Origin of the sequence: Providencia sp. 2023EL-00965 (genome assembly GCF_033550225.1) — a bacterium.
Taxonomy (GTDB): domain Bacteria; phylum Pseudomonadota; class Gammaproteobacteria; order Enterobacterales; family Enterobacteriaceae; genus Providencia; species Providencia manganoxydans.
Window position 1 is genome coordinate 15,130 of the sequence record NZ_JAWUEH010000006.1, and the last position, 18,236, is coordinate 33,365.

Consider the following 18,236-nt stretch of genomic DNA (forward strand, 5'->3'; position numbering starts at 1 on the left):
ATATATTAGGGGCTGGTGATTTTTACAACGAGAACAGCTTGAAAAATAGCCCTCAATAATAACTTAGAAAGTTACATTCATTTTCGCCCAGAATGTCCTACCTGGTTCATTCACTGGTTGGTTAGATGAATAACCGAACCCACTATTACCAGCTAAGTTAAGGTGCTCGCTATAATTCTTATCGAATAAGTTATCCACACCCGCACTTAATTTCATATGATCATTAACACGATAGGCTGTATTAACCGAAAAAATGGTAAATCCTGCACTGCTGCTGAAATCTTTACCAACGACGTTACCATCATTAATCGCAACTCGATGTTGACTACTCACTACTCGCATCAACCCTGTTGTCGTCCAATCATTTTTTTCCCACGACAAACCAAAACGTGTCTCTAACGGCGGCATTTGAGGCAATGGCTGTCTATCACTACGATTTTCTCCCCATGAATAAGCAAGGCTAGCATCCGCTTTCCATTCGTCCGTTAACTTATATGCTACCCCCATTTCACCGCCCATAATCATTGCGTTGACGTTTTCAACTTGGCTTTGACGTACATTGTGAGGGTTATAACGGAATAAAATAAAGTCATCAACACGACCAATATAAGCAGAAACCCATGCATTTGTGCTTTCATTACTGTACTTAGCACCAATATCTAGCTGAGTGGTTTTCTCTGTTTTGAGATGATCAAACACATTGGTTGTTCCATCAGGCCCATAAGTCGGCGAGAACAACTCCCAATAATCAGGAAAACGCTCTGTGTAACCAACCCCCGCATACAACATTACTGGCATATTAGAAAGAGCATGTTCATAACGTACAAATCCAGCAGGCATGACTGTATTACGCCCCGAAGAGCCGATATTTGTATCATTATCAACCAAAACTCTGTCTGCTCGCGCCCCCGTCACGACCTTATCATGGTCGTTAACTTCCCACGTTAACTCCCCAAACACGCCATAGTCTTGGAATTGTGCGTCTTTGTTCCAACGATTATCACTCTCTTTGCGATGGGTATTAGTTTGCATATCGGCACCAGCCCGTAGTTCATAATCAGTCCACATCCAAGTGCCCATCACCCTACCGCCAACCGTTTTACGATCTACACGCATTTTCATTGGCATATTCATCATACCGTGACCACTTCCCATCATATGACCAGAACCACTTCCCATTGTTCCACTGGTTTCACGCAATGAATAGTTATCCATGATATGGTCGGCATAGTTGTAATAAATGTTGGCTTCTACTTTATCGAGTACAGTACCAATATTAGTTTTCTCAAAACGCATACCTAAACTTTCTCGTTTGAATTGAGAACCATCCATTCCTCTTCCTGCATAACGTGCTTCTCCATCACCTTTACCTGCGGTTAGCTCCAGTAAAGTATACTCATCAGGAGTCCAACCAATCGCTACGTCAGCATTCCACTTATCCCATTTTGATGGCACTTTATTACCATCACCATCCTTATAATCATTAGAACGTGATTTATTACCAACCAACCGTAAATAACCTTTTTCATTCCCCATACTCACATCAGCATTGGCATCCCAGCGCTGATTAGATGCGGTTAACACACTAGCATTGCCCTTAATGCCTGCTTTATCAAATAACGGTTTTTCACGTTCGAAACGGATCGTTCCAGCTGAGTTACCTGGTCCCCATAGTACCGACTGAGGCCCTTTGATCATGGTAAGAAGATCGAAGTTTTCAGGTGAAATGTAGGATGTTGGTGCATCCATCCGTGATGGACAAGCCCCTAGCATCTCGCTGTCATTAGTTAAAATACGTAAACGAGAACCGAACATACCGCGAAAAACGGGATCACCATTAGTACCACCATTACGGATCTGAGAAAAACCGGGAATAGTTTTTAAATAGTCAGAGCCATCACTTGCTGGAACAGGTTGCCTAGGTGTTTTAGGTGATGTACTGATCGTCAATGGTGAGTCCACTGGTGCAGTAACGATCATGACTGAACTGTCAGAAAATAGACTTTGATTTTTATCTTCCGCCCATGCGCTATAAGAAACTAAAACGGTCGATACTAAAAATGTAACAGGTGCGATTACAAACTTTTCTTTGTTCATTGTTGTGCCTAATTCTTTTCTTTATGACGTAACAATGCCGCCTGAATGGATTATCCAAATTCAAGATATAAAACGTCTTAGTGCACTCAAAACGGCAAATGCAACCTAGCTACTTTCTATTAATTAAATAATTAATAGAAAGTGCATACACTCTAAATAATTCGAGTTGCAGATAGGCGATAAGCAAAGATAGGTAGAAAGCATAGATAAATGCTGTAACTCAGTGAGCTGAGTAAAAACACCATACCTTAACAAAGCCCTACAACTTAAAGGAGGGCGAATATAGGTGGTGCGCGGGCACAACGTAATAGCCAAGGCCGGAACAGATATAAACGAACGCAAGGTTCAAGGGCTAAACAGGAGGTCAATATTGCCAATAGGCGAATAGCAATGGCAACAAAGAGAATGATAAAGGGAAAATGAACCAATAACTGACAGTAACCACACGCAATGTCTTCCATGGGCGATAATCCAACCCCCGACATTAAAAAGTGATTCATAGGTGTGCTGGTTGCGCATTCTTCAGGCAATAGCATATCCTGATGCGAATGATCCATCGAATGGGCTGTCATGCCCTCCGTGAGTGAACAATCAGTCATGTGCATCATTGATTTTGAAACCAATGGGGCAATAAACAGCATTGCTACAGCAAGAAGGGCAAGATAAGCGGCAAATTGTTGAAATCGAGCGTGCAGGCGCAACGTTTTTCCGTCATATCTGTTCTGATTTTATTGCGCGAGAGTGTATCCTATTTGCATCTACGTTGTTATCGTTTTTTGTCAGTTATGTTACATCTGGCTTAGTTTTATACTGGATGCCGATGGCTGCATTCTTTTAAACAAAACGCGGTAATAGCCATAGACTATTACCGCAAAGTCGAACATAAAATAACAAAGGGTTACAACTTGATTAGGCTAACAAATTAGCCGGATTATCAATACATAAGCGACTTATAATGGCTTCATCAACCCCTTTTTTCGCGAGAAGGGATAAAAAAACATTGGGCACAAAGCCCCAGCCATTACCGCCATTTTTTGCCCACATCTGTTTTAGAAAAACATCATGGCTTAACACGATTTGATTACCATACCCCAATTCAATCAATTTATAGACGGCATCAACAGTTTCAGTGACAGTAGGGGCAACCCCTTCTTTAGGAAAAGAAATATCTAATCCAATCATATCGAATTCAAGCCATACGCCTCTGTCTAACATACGACGTTGATAATCGAGATCTTTTCCTGATGGATCTGAATGTGCTAACGAAATTTTAGCAGGATTAACGCCCATTTCTTTGATTAAAATATCCAGTACTTCATCACCACGACGTTGCCAGCCAGGCATGTGAATATTCATTGATACATGATCATTGGCTAGCTGGGCAATCGACGCCGCTCTGAGGCTATTTTTTTCACCTTCAGTGAAGAATGGTGATACACCAATTTCGCCTATCATACCTGCGCAAATATCAGTACCATCAATACCTATATTTAGCTCGTCATCGATCATTTTGGCCATGACATCGATATTACTAACTAACCGTTCACCTTCAAATTTTTCGATATATAACCCAGATGAAGCAACCACATTAATACCTGTTTTGATTGCAACTTCACGCAGTTGACGTACATCACGACCAATCGCTTCGGAGCCTGTGGCATCCACGAGTGTTTTACCACCGAGCTCTTTAAAGTTATTTACCTCATAAATCACATCTTCAATCGGTTTTTTATCCATATTGTCGCAGCAGCAATACGGATCGTGTTTAAGTCCCCACTGAATGTCTGCACTGACTTTTTTATCGACTAAGACATGTGAGAAATCATAATAAGGCTCATCGACTACCGTTGATAAATCGTTAAATAAGTGTTCATGTGGGAGGGTTAACCCCATATCCTCTTTTTTAACCGGTCCTGTGACAGTCTGAATATAACCTTTCATTTTTACACTCCTGCTGTTTTCGCAGCTTTTGCTTCTCTAAATTCAGGGATAGTGGTAATAATCGCCCCTACCAGCGCAAATAATGTACCAATGATAGTCACTAGATAGACGGTATTTCCTAAAGATGGTAATAACAGGTCAATCAATACGGAGCCTAATAACTGCCCTGCTGTCGATGCGACACCTAACATTAATAAGCCTAACCCACGAACTAAAATTGCCATCAATGCAATCGACATTAAGCCTAATGGGCCACCTAAATACATCCACCACACACCCGGTAATTCAAGGGTAATATGCCCTAACGCCATACGAATAATCAGCGCAACAGTTAATACAGTGAAACCAACAATAAAGTTCCATGTGATAGAAACCATCATAGAACCTGTCGCTTCAGCAACTTTAGAGTTACCTGCTGGCTGCCACCCTGCTAATAGACCCGCTAAGAATGGCAGGATAGCTAAATAGATTGCGGATGTAGAATGCCATTGTGGTGAAACTACAAATAGTGTTGCGACAACGGCAAATACAGCGCCCATCACACGGAATGTAGTAAACGGTTTTTTCTCATCGATACCAATACCAAAACGGTCACACAATAAACCCGATAACAACAGTGCTGAAATTAAAGCGGTTTGGAAGGTTGCAATACCTAATGCACTTGCAGAGGCACCTTCAGAGAATACAACCATCGCGCCACACAGGCCTGCAAACCAGTTCCATAGAGGTATTTTACGTTGTTTAATTAAGCTCGGAATAGCTGCAAATTGTTGGCGAGTTTGCTTTTTAGCAATAATAATAAAGAACATTACAACAAGGCCACTCGCGAATGAAATTACCGCACTCGCATTACCATCTTTTAATACATCCCCTAGTTGCCCATTAACGGCTGATTGCATTGGCGATAACATACCGGCTAAAACCGTTGCTATCATCAGTAAAGGTGTAGAATAATTTTTTGTACTCATAAAATATTCCTTTTGGAATTTTGACTGTACTCTAAATCATTCAAGTGCGACGGACAGAAAAAACACAGTGACTAGTGCCATTGAGTGCAATCACCATACCTTAACGAAAAGCCTGCAACTTGAAGAATGACGAGTATATGAGTCATTATTTTTTGTAATCGAATAAATCGGATAACAAAGTGCAGGAAAACTCCCCACACTTATTTTTTTATTTTTACTATTTTATTTTTTGCTATTTATACTCTAAATAATTCGAGTTGCAGGTAGGCGACAAGCGAAGATAGGCGGAGAACATAGATAAACTATGTGACTCGGCAAGCCTCGCGTCGCCCCTTATGTTTTAATGAAAACCCTGCAACTTGAAAGATGACGAATATCTAATTACTTAGATATTTGTTTTAGAATATTCACCCACATATCTGAGTAATGTTCCCAAGCCATAAATTCTTTACTTCCCCAGTGTGGCGAGCAATCACTCATAAAACAGGCTGTTTTACCTTTTTCATATTCACCAAAAACTAATAATGGATCTTCACCAATATTCAGTACGGTTTGGCTATTTTTCTTCGCCAGTACTTTGTTATAACCTAAGAACATTGGCCAGTTACCAAACCCTTTAATTGAATCATGAGTCGTATTAACTGCGGACGCAAATACGCCTTCAGGTGTTTCAACGCGGTCATCGCCATCAAGCATTTCGACAGGTAATACATCAGCAAGTAAGGTATTTTTATAATTGGCTTTAGCTTCAATACCCATAAAGGATAAATAACCACCAATCATCAATAACCCACCGCCATTAATAACGTATTGTTTAATTAATTGCAGTGAATTTGGTAACACCTTCATATTATAGAAAGTATCGTTTTGCAGTAAGAAAGTATTTGCACCAATATCACTAATTACAATAACATCGTATTTTTCGAGTTCTTCGACTGTTTTTGGAAATGACATTTGCACAACATGTGCTGGCATATAATCAACTTCAACACCTTTGTTTTTTAAACAACTTAATAAAAATGTTGCGCCTTCTTCATATTTACTCGATGTAAAGCTGTCGTAACCTTTTGTGTGGATCATATGAATGTGCCATGATTCACCAATAAATAAAATTTTCATTTTTATTCCTCTTTCAGAATAGACGTTATTCAGGAGATTGAGTCACAACCTGAGAGTAGGTTGTTTGATTAATACGATACATCACATTAATATCTTCAGGCATTTCTGAAGCATTACTGGTTTCAACTGCAAGAGATGAAAATGCAGAGGCATAGCGCAATGCGTAAGAGAATTGTTTTCCTTTCGCTAGCGATGCAGCCAAAGCACCATTAAATGCATCCCCTGCACCTGCTGTATTTTTAACAACCGCAGTGTAGGCTGGTGAGTAAATAAACTTATTGCCATCATAGGCAAGAGAGCCTTTACTTCCCAATGTTATAACGACTTTTTTCACCCCTTTGTGATAGATCGCTTCAGCAGCTTGTTTTGCGGAATCTAAATCAATCACATTAATTCCCGAAAGTAAGCTTGCCTCAGTTTCATTTGGTGTTAAAATATCAACTTTTTCAAGTAGTTCTATTGCGATTTCATTGTAAGGTGCTGGGTTTAAAATAATCGGAATATTGTATTCATTACCTATCGCAATAATTTCTTTTAATGCTTCAATATTAGTTTCGAGTTGTAATAGGATAATATTTGAGTTAATAATTTTATCTTTCTGAATTTTGACTTCATCAGCACTAATATCCATATTCGAGCCAGGGTAAATGGAGATAATATTTTCACCACTATTTTCTGAAACAAAAATAGATGCCGTACCTGTCTGAAATTTTTCTGTTTGGTAAATGGTTGAGCTTTTTATTTTTGATGATGAAATAAAATTTACTGCATAATCACTAAACTGGTCTGTACCTATTTTAGTAATAAAATGTACTTGAGAGTCTGAGTAACTTGCAGCAAGAGCCTGGTTACAACCTTTACCACCCGGTGAAAAAATAAATTTATTTGATAACAATGATTCACCTGCCTCAGGAAGGCGAGGTAAATAACTAATCATATCAACATTAAACGAACCTAAAACACAAACTTTGCCGTTCACTAAATCATCCTTATTTACTATTTCATTAAGGCTTTCATTGCACTCTAGAAATTGTATAATTTCTTTTTTGGCAACTTTATCTAGGGTCTCAAATTCAATGAATGCGCCACCGTGGCAACGGCTAATAATTCCTTTTTTTGCCAAAGAATTTAAATCTGCTCTGATGGTTTCTTTAGTGACATTAAGCTCTTTCGATAAAACAGAAACTTTTGCTGAGCCTGCATTTTTTAAAAAACTGATTATTTTTTTATGTCTTTCTGCTTTCATGCCATTTTACCTCATGGCATTTACTTTAATTTAGATATTGTTAGTTTAATGTGATAATAATCATATGTTCCCGAAGCAAAGCAAAAAAAAGCAAAAAAGACAAAAATAAAAACAAAAAAAAGCAAAAGCATATTACGTTAAGGTAAATTAGCCTTTTAACACAAAATAAAATAGGAAAGCATTAGCCAATTTAATTATTATTCCATTTAAAACTAAAACAATCACCATGATACTCACAGATAAAAAACAAAATTAAATCAAATTAGACATTATTTTCAATAAATTATTGAAATAAAATTAAAGTTATAACTAATGGTTAACTATAAAGAATTTCAAATAAATAAAATACTTACTTTTAAATTTTAATTAACTAAATGCAAATCTGAATCGATTCAATTTTTTGTACCTTATTTATCTTGTTTTTCCTATAAATGAAATCAGCATACTCAACAAGATCAGAACCATTCCAATCAGCATAGTGAAAGAAATTACTTCATCTAGAAAATAATGAGATAACCCAACGCTAATTATCGGAGCGACTAATACCGCATAAGAAGAGAGTTCAGCCCCCCCTTGTTCTATCATGTAGAACCACAGTACAAAAACAATCACACCGCCAGCGATCCCTATAAATAAGATAGGAAAATAAACATCCTTAATGTAATGCAGAGGATCCTGTTGATAATCAAATATATCCAAATTGGATGAAATAAATGGTGTAATCAATAAGATAAGAAAGAATGAGACGATATTTTGATACATCACTTTAGAAAGTAAATCTAACTGAGTCGGAATTTTTTCTGCTAAAAACGTCCCTAAGGCCCACATAGAAGCACTCAGCAGTATAATCATCTCGCCCAAGCCAAAGTGATTCAAGGACGTAAAAATAAATACCCCAGTTAAGCAACTTAATGATACTACTATTGAATTCAAGGTAATCCGTTTATGTGCAATCATCATAATCACTGTAGTCATTGCTGGCATAGTATAAATCAGCACAGATGCTTTAGCTGAATCCGTATATCCCAAGGCAATATTATTGAGAAGAGTCACTAAAAAAACATTTAAAAACCCCAATGGAATACACATAATCAAGCCATAGAAGTGAAACTTGCGCTTGAAAGCTATTAGCGCTAACAATATTAGCACTACAACTGATGTTAACGCTGCATAAAAACGAAAAGGCCAAACACCTATTTTTTCAATAGCCATTTTTGATATAGGAAAACTGCTTCCCCAAATCAATGAAATACAAATAGCAAGACAAATTATTTTAATATTGTTCATATGAATAATATTATCGTTATATAAGGAATTAGTGATCTAATAGGATAATAAATAAGTGTTCCCATATCACTTCCCCATTATAGTTATTTTTGTTCTCTATTCTATTTTTACCAACTACAAAACAAAAAATGGTCATCTAAGCCTCAATACATCTACATTTTATCACCCTTCTTCTGGTTAGACGCGTAACACAATCAGCGTTGCCTTAATCACTTTATTTAGCGAGTTATCGTAAGAGCATTCAACGCTGAGAAACACCTATTTCCGCTGTGTGAAGAGAGGTTATCGTTTAGCTGGAAATCTTTCTTGCTTGTTGTACTCTTTATGGGTGGGAATTGAGTTATCATAGATAATGTAAATTTTTCCATTACATCAAGCTAAAGCGATTAATGTGGCAAAATCAACAAAAATAAAACAATAAAATTAACAATTCTCCATTTGCGAGATAAATTAATATAAAAATCTTTTTATAAAAAATAAAAATTAGTAGATAATAATAGGCTTAAATAAACTCAACATAACAATTCATTTTAAATTGTAATTGTTTGTTTTTATTTAACTCTTGTTATTTCTAGACCATATAACCATACTTTTATCCATGCTACTTTATGACGGTCCAATAATGATTTGTTTCTATCACTTAACAGGTAAAAGAGTAATATCATGAAAAAGAACATATTTTCATATTTAATTATTGCGCTGATTGCGAGCAGCTCTTTTGTCGCAGGTATGATGGCAAACTACACACCTGATCTTGATATCGTAAAAAAATCACAAAAGGCCGTTGAAGACTTTCTCCCCTTTCCTGAAACAGCTGAATATAAAAATGTTCACTATTACTCAGTGAGGGAAACGCTTGATCACGGTATGTTGGGCTATGTTTGCGGTGAAGTGCTAGTATTTAAAAATGAAAAATCCTTTAGTTACAGGCGATTTTTAGTCAAAACCTACATGCATCAGGATGGTAGAAATGTCGTTTCTATTCCTTTAATTAATACTGAAGAAAATAGATTCCCAAACGAAAACTTTAATAATATTTGGGATGATTTTTGCCATGAACACCCCGCCCACTCCACGACTTATAAAGATTGATAGACAATTGGTATTTAGAATCTATTACTAAACTGGGATTAAGAATACTTTCCCACTCTGCGTCACTCATAATGTAATCAATTCAACATTATCCTTTATTTCCTTATTTCCTTATTTTACTTCAATATTACTTCATCCCATTGTTTTTCTTATTTATTTAAAAATCGGATTGACGAAGAGAAGCAACTGGTTGTAGCTTACAACAAGTTGCTTTTGGGAGGTACAATGAATAATAAGATTGATTTAACCGAGCAAATTCGTTCTTCATCTAGAATGATGGTACGTGAATTAGGTTTTATGCGCTCAACTCTCGCAGCGACTAATTATAGTCCCTCAGCGATTCACGCCCTGCTTGAAATCGAACAAAATCCCACCATTACCCCAGCACAGCTGGCTGAACTCTTAATCTTAGAAAAATCAACCATCAGTCGTCTAATTCAAAAGCTACTCCGCAATGGTGAAATAATTGAATCGACAAACATCGAAGATGGACGACTTAAAAATTTATCCCTTACTGCCAAAGGTAAAAACTTAGTTAATGGCATCCATCGTTTTGGCCAACAGCAAGTTATATTCGCATTAGAACAATTAGCAGTTAAGCAGCAGCAAGCCGTCGCTGAAGGGATCACGCTTTACGCGAATGCGCTCAAACAACATCGCCTAAAGCAAACTAATGATACAGCTCAATTCATTGATATCCAAGAAGGTTATCGTTCAGGATTAATCGGTAAAATAACCCAAATTCATGCAGAATTTTACTTCGAACATGCCAATTTTGGTGAATTTTTTGAAAAAAAATAGCAATGGATGTCAGTGAGTTTATTAATCGAATTGGTGAACCCTGCAACCAAATATGGAGCGCCATACATAATAATCATATTGTTGGTTCTATTGCGATAGATGGGCAAGATTTGGCATGTGGCCATGCTCATTTGCGTTGGTTCATTCTTGATCCAAAATGCAGAGGAATGGGGATAGGCCGATTATTACTCGATAAAGCGCTCTCTTTTTGCCAAACACAATCTTTTAAAGCTATAGAGCTTTGGACATTTAAAGGGTTAAATACTGCCGCTAGACTTTACCAACAAGCTGGATTTAACTTAGTTCAAGAACAGGAAGGGAGCCAATGGGGAACATCTGTGATAGAACAACATTATATTAAAAATTTGAACATGAATAAAATCAGCTAGTTACCGAAGCTCAAAGAAAACAGTAGACTAGCTGAAAAGCGAGTCATTAATTCGCAAAGTGCAATAGCATAATATAACTAAGGTCGCCGATGATACTACTGTGATACAGCGATTCAAACGGGGAATAAACCATTTTTATCGTTGCTGCGATAGAGTTACCGAGTAGCTCTATGGGATCATATGCTGGCATCGTATTCTCCTATTTTCTTTTAGAGTAAACTACCCTCTGACAGCACTCAATCAGAATACACTTATCATACATTAAGTTTTAGGGTCTTAGGCTTATAGTGACTAAGCCCACTTGTACTAATCACATAATTTGTCCCATATTCTAGTAACTCACTCACTTATCCTCTATTCTCCCCTAAACTATTTAGAATATAATAGACATTATTACTAACTTAATAGGTGTTAATCGTTTTCATAATTAGAATAAGTAAAAGATATTAAGTTAATTACTCATTTATGAGCTAACTCACATATTTTCACACCACTACGTGTTAATACTTAATATATGTTTATATTTTATTTACTCTTGTATATTGTATTAATTTACAAAATAGAAAACACAAAATAAAAAGACAATAATATCAACAAATTGAAACCATAAAATAATTAACCAATGTAATATTTCATCTATTAAATTTAAATAAATTATCGAATCAATAAATTTTTTAAATTATTAAATGCTTTTTTTTATCTCAAAAAGATTAAATTTAATCATTTTAAACTCACATTAAAAATTAATAGCACAAATAGCTAATAAAAACTTCAATATTATATTTAAATCATATACACTTCTCACGTAACTATGAAAAGGAATTGTTATGTTTAGATTTATTGAATCATTTATTAGTGAGTTAACGCATGTGATGTCTATAAATAGTCGTCGTATCATTGTAGGCATTTTAGCGATCGCGACTCTTTCAACAACGATTACGATGGAATCGATAAACATCTATTTTATTGCAGCGTTTTTATTTGTCAGCATTTCTCTGTATCTACCTGAAATTTATAAGTTTTTGATGAATAAAGTCAACTAAATTTAGTATTTACGTAGACACAGGTAATTCTTTTTTTGCATTGCATACAAATGGCAGTTTACTAGTATCTACATTTCAAAAATTAAGTAATAACACTTAATTAACATGTTATTTATATATTCTAAAACAACATGAAGATGGTAAAGATAATTAATATTACTTGATATTAATTTATCGCCGTTGCTGACTGGCGCAGAAAAAGAAAAGCGCTGTAACACCTTATTCAGTTGAGAAGTAATAACCTTTCAGGTGTTATTTATACATTAAATCAGAGTAATTCACGATAACATTGTTCAAAACTAGCTAAAAAAACCAAAACGCGTGAGTTCTCCTATACCAGTGATGATAAATTGTACACCCATACAAACTAGCAAAAATCCCATCAGCCTAGATATTGCATCAATGCCGCTTTTACCAAAAAACTTCATAATAAGACTTGAACTTTTTAGGCATGCCCACAAAATTACAGAAAAAATTAAAAATACCAACGGTGGCGCAACAATAATAACCCAATGAGGATAAGCGCTTTCATTCGTGATTACGGATGAAGCCATACTAATAATCATCGCTATAGTACCTGGTCCAGCAGTACTTGGCATAGCTAAAGGAACAAATGCAACACTCGATGTATTATCTACTGTTTTTTCCCCTTCATCATGACGACTATTTTCGGCGACAGGAAACAACATACGAAAACCAATGTAGGCAACAATAAAACCACCGGCAATCCTCAAACCTGGAATAGTCACACCAAAGGTATTCATGATCGCTTGTCCTGAATACCATGAGACCAACATAATAAAAAAGACATATACAGGCGTCATTTTTATGGTTTTTTTACGCGCCTCAATTGTCATTCCACCGGATAAACCAAGAAACAATGCAACTGTGGTTAGTGGGTTTGATAATGGTAACAATACCACCAACCCAATCCCTATTGCAGTTAATAATTCAAACATGACCACCTCTTATATTTATGATTATAACAAAAAGCCAATAATATCTTTGGCATACTTTACATTAGAATCTGAATAAATTGTTTCAGTACCATTAAGAGATTTCAATATATTATCTTTATCATCTCCTATTGATACCGCATTAATAATGCTGACCATCAGTTCTCTTACCTGATCTGATTCTGATAATTCATATAAACTAATCAATGCAATTAACACGTAAAACTGGTTAATATTTTTATGTTCATATAATGAATTCACATTCATTAGCAAAGTATTACGAATTTTTATGAGAACTAACTCATTTAACGGTAATGTATTTATTTTCTGTAAAATAAAATTAACTTTACGTGTTTCTATCTGCTGTGCACTACTCAATGGTATGATATACAACATCAAAATCACTATAATGATAGAAAAAATAAGCGCTATAGCAGTATTAGCAAAAAAAACAAAATCAAAACTCATTGGATTAGTAAAATTAATTAGAAATATTAAAGAAATACACATAATATGTGAAATCAAAAATGCTAACTTACCTACCGTTTTCAAGACACCAAAAAGCATAAAGATAGGGATCATAATCAAGGCCGCTTGCATAAAACTTGATGCCTGTATTAAAAAGAAAAATTTCAATACATAGCTAAACGCGATCACTAACAGAGCAACAATAAATACAATAAAAGCAAGCTTATTAGCATTGGGAATAGTAATCCCAAAGGTAAAAGAAATACTCACTAATACAGGTAAAATATAACCATACTCCCAACCAGTATTAAGCCAGAACATAACACTAATCACTAAACTTACAACTAGTCTTAACGTATTTAAAAAAGCATCTTTCCAATCAAAAAATGCATAAGACTGAAAGATAGAGGGACGACTAATCTCTTTCTTCAAGCTTAATAATTGATTATATTTTTCATAGCGTAAAAATGCGCGATCGACTAAACCAATAATAGATATAGTGACCAATATTGGTAATTTTAATGCCTTACTGTGTGCCTTTTTAAAAGATAAAAAATGACTTTCATATTTACTCACTTCATCATAGGCTATACTATCTGCAATGATAACAGATAGGTTTTTCATTGTATTATCATAATTTCCTTTGAATACACTTGATAACACATTTTTTCTATCCGTACTTATTTTCCTGTTCAATAGAACTGTTTGTGGCACATTAGACCTATTTGGTAAGGCATAACTAATAAATGTGTAAATAATGATGCCTATCATAACCTCCATTAGCCTTTCTTGAGACAAATTAAATATTGTCATTGGCAATGGATAGACTGATGTACCGAAGGCAATGATCGCAGAAGTATACCCTGATAGCGAAAACATATAAGGCATCATATAGCGAGAAGTTAACGCCATAAATAAGCAAACTGACAACCAAATAATAATCAAAGAGGTAAACAACCAATGATCACTGAGACTAATGTTAGCGATTAATGTTACTACGATAACACCAATAACACTTCCTACAAGGCGTGCCGCCATTTTAGCCAAACTTAATGATGGATCAGGGTAGCCAATGATTGCGACAGTCATCATTGACCAGTAAGGCTTATCAAAACCAAAATATGAAGAAATATACCAAGCCAATAGAATAGCTAGCATATATTTAACTGCAAATATCCAGTTTAGTTTCATCACTTAGTCTTCAATAAATACAGTGCAAGTCGTACCCGGTATAAGGGTTACTCCTTGAGTATCATTTAATGATATTTTAATTGGTACTCTTTGTGCTAATCGAACCCATGGGTAGTTAGGTTGTATATTTTCAAGTAGCTGGCTTCCTGTCGTAGAGTTGTTATCGTCAATTGCTCGACCAATGCTTTGTACTTTGCCTTTTAATTCATGATTGTTGCCGTACAACTTTATATTTGCATTATCACCAACAACAACATTGGCCATTTTAGTTTCTTCTAAATAAGCAATCACATAGAAAGAATCTTTATCAACGATCGCAAATAGAGGGGAGCCTGCATTAATATAATTCCCTGTACGCAAATTCAAATTAGTAATAAAGCCATTTACTGGTGAATAAATTTGTGTTCTTGATAGGTCAAGTTTAGCTTTTTCAATCTTCACCTTTGCTAATTCAATTTTTTTGGCTAAGCTTTCTTGGCGCGACTTTGCATCATCTAGCTCTTCCTTAGATATCGCAACCTGACTTAGTTTAGTACGCCTTGCTAATTGGTTCTTGGCAAAATTGTATTGAACCACTAAATCATTAAGTTCTAATTCAGATTGACGTAGTTTGATTTCATAGTCAGTAGGATCAACGACAAGTAATAATTCACCTTGTTTGACTTCTTGGTTATCGATGATCATCAATTGCTCAACTTTCCCTGAAACCTCTGCTGTCACTTGGTTGATTTCAGCTCTTACTCTACCATCCCGAGTCCATGGGCTTAATGCATAATGGTTCCATAATAAATATATAGACGAAACAATGATGAATACAGATATCACAATTAATAAATATTTCTTTATATTCATTATATTACCAACCATGAATTAAGAATGAAATGCATGACCAAAATGCAGAGAAACAGCATAGAAATGTCGAATAAGCTCCCTGCATATTCATATTTGCTCACTAAGTTTGCGTAAACTACTCTAATTAATAACCATGAAAAGAAACCTAAAAAAAATACCAAAGCAATCCCGGGTATAAAAACCGTACCCCCTAGAATTAAATCTTCCATACGACTATCCCATTATCAAGAGATATTTAACGATATTAATCATTATAGTAGTAAATGCACATCGCAGTATATTTTTAATATAAGCAATAAGTTTAAACAATTGGTTTAATCATATAAGCTGTAAAATTTTACAATTTTTTATCTCTACTCTACTACATAAGAGGATCAGCCAATTTAGTTGATTATATTACCAACAAATAACAATGTACAATTTGAGAGCATCAAAAGTTAACTTGATAGAATTAAGCACCAAAATAAATTACAACTCATTATTGTACTAATAAATAAATTTACCTTAAGCATGAACATTGCAACAAGTAACCTAATGAGTTTTTTAATTAAATCTGGACTATTGAAATAGCAATCCAGCCAAATCGAATACGATGAGATATGCTACAATAGATACTTACTTCTTACATAACCAAATGAAAATACAACAACAATGAGTAATAATAATGTATCTTATGTATACATTAAAGCTTATGCCATGGGAGCATTCAGCTCTTATTATATTAATTTTTATTACATTAAATGAGAAAAAAGAATCTTAAAATTGTGTTTGTATAATTTTATATCAATAAATACACCAACAATTTTTTCCACAAAAACACAGAATTTAACTTACAATAAAACATGCTATACACAATAAATTAGGGCACTTGTTTTTAGGAACCTAAGACATCAACTCAGACTCAACGAGATAATTTGTACATATAACTCAGCCATTAAGCATATCAGTATTGAATTATAGGGTATAATTCAAGTAGCCAGTTTAATTAAAACTGGCCTGTCACGGATAAACATTAACCAAGAGCAATGATTTTAAAGAGCCATTTACTTTACTCTACTCCCTTGCTTATCAACAATAACCTCGCCATCTTCTTTGATAAATTCACTTTGTTGCTGATTAGGAAGTATATCTAGCACCACCTCAGAAGGCCGACACAACTTTACCCCTAGCGGAGTGACGACAATTGGTCGATTAATCAGTATCGGGTACTGCAACATAAAATCAATGAGTTGCTCATCTGTATGGTTATCTTGTTCTAAATTTAATTGCTCATACGGCTCAACATTTTTTCGTAATAGCTCCCTTACCGTGATGTTCATATCCGCAATGAGTTGTACTAAAACATTTTTACTCGGCGGCGTTTCTAGGTAATGGATAATCGTTGGCTCAATACCACTATTGCGGATCATTGCAAGGGTATTACGCGAAGTGCCACAATTGGGGTTATGGTAGATAGTGATCTCATTCATGGGGTTACCTTTAATTTAACAGTGAAAGTCGAAGTACTAAAGTAACGAGTGTGACAATCAGCACAGGGATAGTCATGATAATCCCGGTTTTGAAATAATATCCCCATGTAATGGTCATGTTTTTTTGCGATAAAACATGCAGCCACAGCAATGTAGCCAAACTACCTATTGGTGTGATTTTTGGACCCAAATCGGCACCAATCACATTGGCATAAACCATCGCTTGTTGAATTAACCCTGTCGCTTCACTTCCTTCAATAGATAACGCGCCAATTAATACCGTTGACATATTGTTCATTATGGATGATAAAAATGCGGTAATAAATCCCGTTCCTAGAGTGGCAACCCATAATCCTTTGTCTGCAAGGTAACTGAGCGTTTCAGAAAGATAATCGGTTAACCCTGCATTTCTTAAACCATAAACCACCAAGTACATCCCTAAAGAGAAAATAACGATTTGCCAAGGTGCGCCACGTAACACTTTTCTGGTATTAATCGTATGGCCTCTGGCTGCAATCACCCAAAGAATTAAGGCACCAATAGCTGCAATTGCACTCACTGGAATACCTAATGGTTCTAAGACAAAGAAACCAATAAGTAGCAGTACCAATACCAGCCAACCAGCTTTAAACGTTGTCATGTCCTTAATGGCTAAAGTCGGTTCACTCAGTTTGGTAACATCATATTGTTTAGGAATATCTTTGCGGAAAAACCAATGCAGCATCACGAGTGTTGCGATAATTGCAGCAATATCCACTGGCACCATAATTGATGCATATTCCGTAAATCCAATATTAAAGAAGTCCGCAGAAACGATATTCACGAGGTTCGAAACAATCAGCGGCAAGCTCGCCGTATCTGCAATAAACCCAGCAGCCATAACAAATGCTAATGTGGTGCCTTTGTTGAAACCAAGTGCCAATAACATCGCAATCACAATGGGCGTTAATATCAATGCTGCACCATCGTTAGCAAATAAGGCCGCCACCGTTGCACCAAGTAGCACGATATAACTGAATAACAGCTTTCCTTTACCACCGCCCCACTTGCCAACATGTAATGCAGCCCATTCAAAGAAACCACTTTCATCTAAAAGTAAGCTAATGATAATTACTGCAACAAATGTCGCAGTGGCATTCCAAACAATGTTCCAAACAATCGGAATATCTTGAAAACTGATCACACCAAAGATCAGTGCCAATACAGCCCCTGCTGTAGCACTCCAGCCAATACCCAGTCCTTTGGGCTGCCAAATAACAAAGGTGATCGTTAAAATAAAAATTAATGCGGCAATAAACATAACTACCTCGTTTAAAA

The 18,236-nt window shown here is 35.7% G+C and carries 15 protein-coding genes and 1 pseudogene; 3 read left to right on the forward strand and 13 right to left on the reverse strand.

The genetic code is table 11. The features are described from left to right. Positions 1–63: 63 nt before the first annotated feature. The 7 genes from SC428_RS09385 to SC428_RS09415 all read right to left on the reverse strand — a co-directional run bounded on the left by SC428_RS09385 (position 64) and on the right by SC428_RS09415 (position 8,658). Positions 64–2,097: a TonB-dependent copper receptor gene (locus SC428_RS09385; RefSeq protein ID WP_318707257.1), complete on the reverse strand. Its 2,034-nt coding sequence runs from the start codon at positions 2,095–2,097 to the stop codon at positions 64–66. Between the two features lie 266 nt (positions 2,098–2,363). Next, complete coding sequence (locus tag SC428_RS09390) at positions 2,364–2,798, reverse strand: DUF2946 family protein (RefSeq protein ID WP_318707259.1); 435 nt, start codon at positions 2,796–2,798, stop codon at positions 2,364–2,366. Between the two features lie 208 nt (positions 2,799–3,006). Beyond that, positions 3,007–4,038: a phosphotriesterase gene (locus tag SC428_RS09395; RefSeq protein WP_070925118.1), complete on the reverse strand. Its 1,032-nt coding sequence runs from the start codon at positions 4,036–4,038 to the stop codon at positions 3,007–3,009. Between the two features lie 2 nt (positions 4,039–4,040). Further along, entirely contained in the window at positions 4,041–5,006 is a 966-nt protein-coding gene (locus tag SC428_RS09400; RefSeq protein WP_070925119.1) for a DMT family transporter, read from the reverse strand. A gap of 381 nt (positions 5,007–5,387) precedes the next feature. Next, on the reverse strand, positions 5,388–6,125 hold the full coding sequence (locus tag SC428_RS09405; RefSeq protein WP_070925120.1) for a glutamine amidotransferase: 738 nt from the start codon (positions 6,123–6,125) through the stop codon (positions 5,388–5,390). A gap of 25 nt (positions 6,126–6,150) precedes the next feature. Next, positions 6,151–7,371 (reverse strand): PfkB family carbohydrate kinase, encoded by a 1,221-nt coding sequence (locus SC428_RS09410; protein ID WP_140181677.1) that lies wholly within the window; start codon positions 7,369–7,371, stop codon positions 6,151–6,153. 411 nt (positions 7,372–7,782) lie between these two features. Continuing rightward, positions 7,783–8,658 carry a DMT family transporter gene (locus SC428_RS09415; RefSeq protein ID WP_318707263.1) on the reverse strand — a complete coding sequence of 292 codons (876 nt, stop codon included), beginning with the start codon at positions 8,656–8,658 and terminating at the stop codon, positions 7,783–7,785. A gap of 663 nt (positions 8,659–9,321) precedes the next feature. Here SC428_RS09415 and SC428_RS09420 point away from each other — a divergent pair. Beyond that, complete coding sequence (locus SC428_RS09420) at positions 9,322–9,750, forward strand: hypothetical protein (protein ID WP_070925123.1); 429 nt, start codon at positions 9,322–9,324, stop codon at positions 9,748–9,750. 225 nt (positions 9,751–9,975) lie between these two features. After that, a pseudogene (locus SC428_RS09425) lies at positions 9,976–10,940 on the forward strand (helix-turn-helix domain-containing GNAT family N-acetyltransferase). Positions 10,941–10,986: 46 nt separating this feature from the next. Here the strand turns inward: SC428_RS09425 and SC428_RS09430 are convergent. Beyond that, positions 10,987–11,130 carry a hypothetical protein gene (locus tag SC428_RS09430; protein WP_175442438.1) on the reverse strand — a complete coding sequence of 48 codons (144 nt, stop codon included), beginning with the start codon at positions 11,128–11,130 and terminating at the stop codon, positions 10,987–10,989. A 637-nt stretch (positions 11,131–11,767) separates the two neighbouring features. On the opposite strand from SC428_RS09430, the gene SC428_RS09435 reads away from it, so the two are divergent. Continuing rightward, positions 11,768–11,983 (forward strand): hypothetical protein, encoded by a 216-nt coding sequence (locus tag SC428_RS09435; protein WP_272580181.1) that lies wholly within the window; start codon positions 11,768–11,770, stop codon positions 11,981–11,983. Between the two features lie 299 nt (positions 11,984–12,282). Here the strand turns inward: SC428_RS09435 and SC428_RS09440 are convergent, their stop codons facing one another. The 5 genes from SC428_RS09440 to SC428_RS09460 form a co-directional block, all read right to left on the reverse strand. Then, positions 12,283–12,942, reverse strand: coding sequence for a MarC family NAAT transporter (locus tag SC428_RS09440; RefSeq protein WP_318707268.1), 660 nt, complete (start codon positions 12,940–12,942; stop codon positions 12,283–12,285). Positions 12,943–12,963: 21 nt separating this feature from the next. Further along, entirely contained in the window at positions 12,964–14,598 is a 1,635-nt protein-coding gene (locus SC428_RS09445) for an FUSC family protein (protein ID WP_283125719.1), read from the reverse strand. A 3-nt stretch (positions 14,599–14,601) separates the two neighbouring features. Continuing rightward, on the reverse strand, positions 14,602–15,450 hold the full coding sequence (locus tag SC428_RS09450) for an HlyD family secretion protein (RefSeq protein WP_318707270.1): 849 nt from the start codon (positions 15,448–15,450) through the stop codon (positions 14,602–14,604). 1,043 nt (positions 15,451–16,493) lie between these two features. Further along, complete coding sequence (gene arsC, locus SC428_RS09455; RefSeq protein ID WP_318707272.1) at positions 16,494–16,919, reverse strand: glutaredoxin-dependent arsenate reductase; 426 nt, start codon at positions 16,917–16,919, stop codon at positions 16,494–16,496. A 10-nt stretch (positions 16,920–16,929) separates the two neighbouring features. Continuing rightward, positions 16,930–18,219 (reverse strand): arsenic transporter, encoded by a 1,290-nt coding sequence (locus tag SC428_RS09460; protein ID WP_318707274.1) that lies wholly within the window; start codon positions 18,217–18,219, stop codon positions 16,930–16,932. Positions 18,220–18,236 lie beyond the last annotated feature (17 nt).

Excerpts from the sequence above, each read along its gene's own strand:
- SC428_RS09410 (WP_140181677.1), bottom strand. The coding sequence starts at position 7,371 with ATGAAAGCAGAAAGACATAAAAAAATAATCAGTTTTTTAAAAAATGCA.
- SC428_RS09415 (WP_318707263.1), bottom strand. The coding sequence starts at position 8,658 with ATGAACAATATTAAAATAATTTGTCTTGCTATTTGTATTTCATTGATT.
- SC428_RS09385 (WP_318707257.1), bottom strand. The coding sequence starts at position 2,097 with ATGAACAAAGAAAAGTTTGTAATCGCACCTGTTACATTTTTAGTATCG.
- SC428_RS09430 (WP_175442438.1), bottom strand. The coding sequence starts at position 11,130 with ATGCCAGCATATGATCCCATAGAGCTACTCGGTAACTCTATCGCAGCA.
- SC428_RS09450 (WP_318707270.1), bottom strand. The coding sequence starts at position 15,450 with ATGAATATAAAGAAATATTTATTAATTGTGATATCTGTATTCATCATT.
- SC428_RS09460 (WP_318707274.1), bottom strand. The coding sequence starts at position 18,219 with ATGTTTATTGCCGCATTAATTTTTATTTTAACGATCACCTTTGTTATT.
- SC428_RS09420 (WP_070925123.1), top strand. The coding sequence starts at position 9,322 with ATGAAAAAGAACATATTTTCATATTTAATTATTGCGCTGATTGCGAGC.
- SC428_RS09440 (WP_318707268.1), bottom strand. The coding sequence starts at position 12,942 with ATGTTTGAATTATTAACTGCAATAGGGATTGGGTTGGTGGTATTGTTA.
- SC428_RS09400 (WP_070925119.1), bottom strand. The coding sequence starts at position 5,006 with ATGAGTACAAAAAATTATTCTACACCTTTACTGATGATAGCAACGGTT.
- SC428_RS09405 (WP_070925120.1), bottom strand. The coding sequence starts at position 6,125 with ATGAAAATTTTATTTATTGGTGAATCATGGCACATTCATATGATCCAC.
- arsC (WP_318707272.1), bottom strand. The coding sequence starts at position 16,919 with ATGAATGAGATCACTATCTACCATAACCCCAATTGTGGCACTTCGCGT.
- SC428_RS09445 (WP_283125719.1), bottom strand. The coding sequence starts at position 14,598 with ATGAAACTAAACTGGATATTTGCAGTTAAATATATGCTAGCTATTCTA.
- SC428_RS09435 (WP_272580181.1), top strand. The coding sequence starts at position 11,768 with ATGTTTAGATTTATTGAATCATTTATTAGTGAGTTAACGCATGTGATG.
- SC428_RS09395 (WP_070925118.1), bottom strand. The coding sequence starts at position 4,038 with ATGAAAGGTTATATTCAGACTGTCACAGGACCGGTTAAAAAAGAGGAT.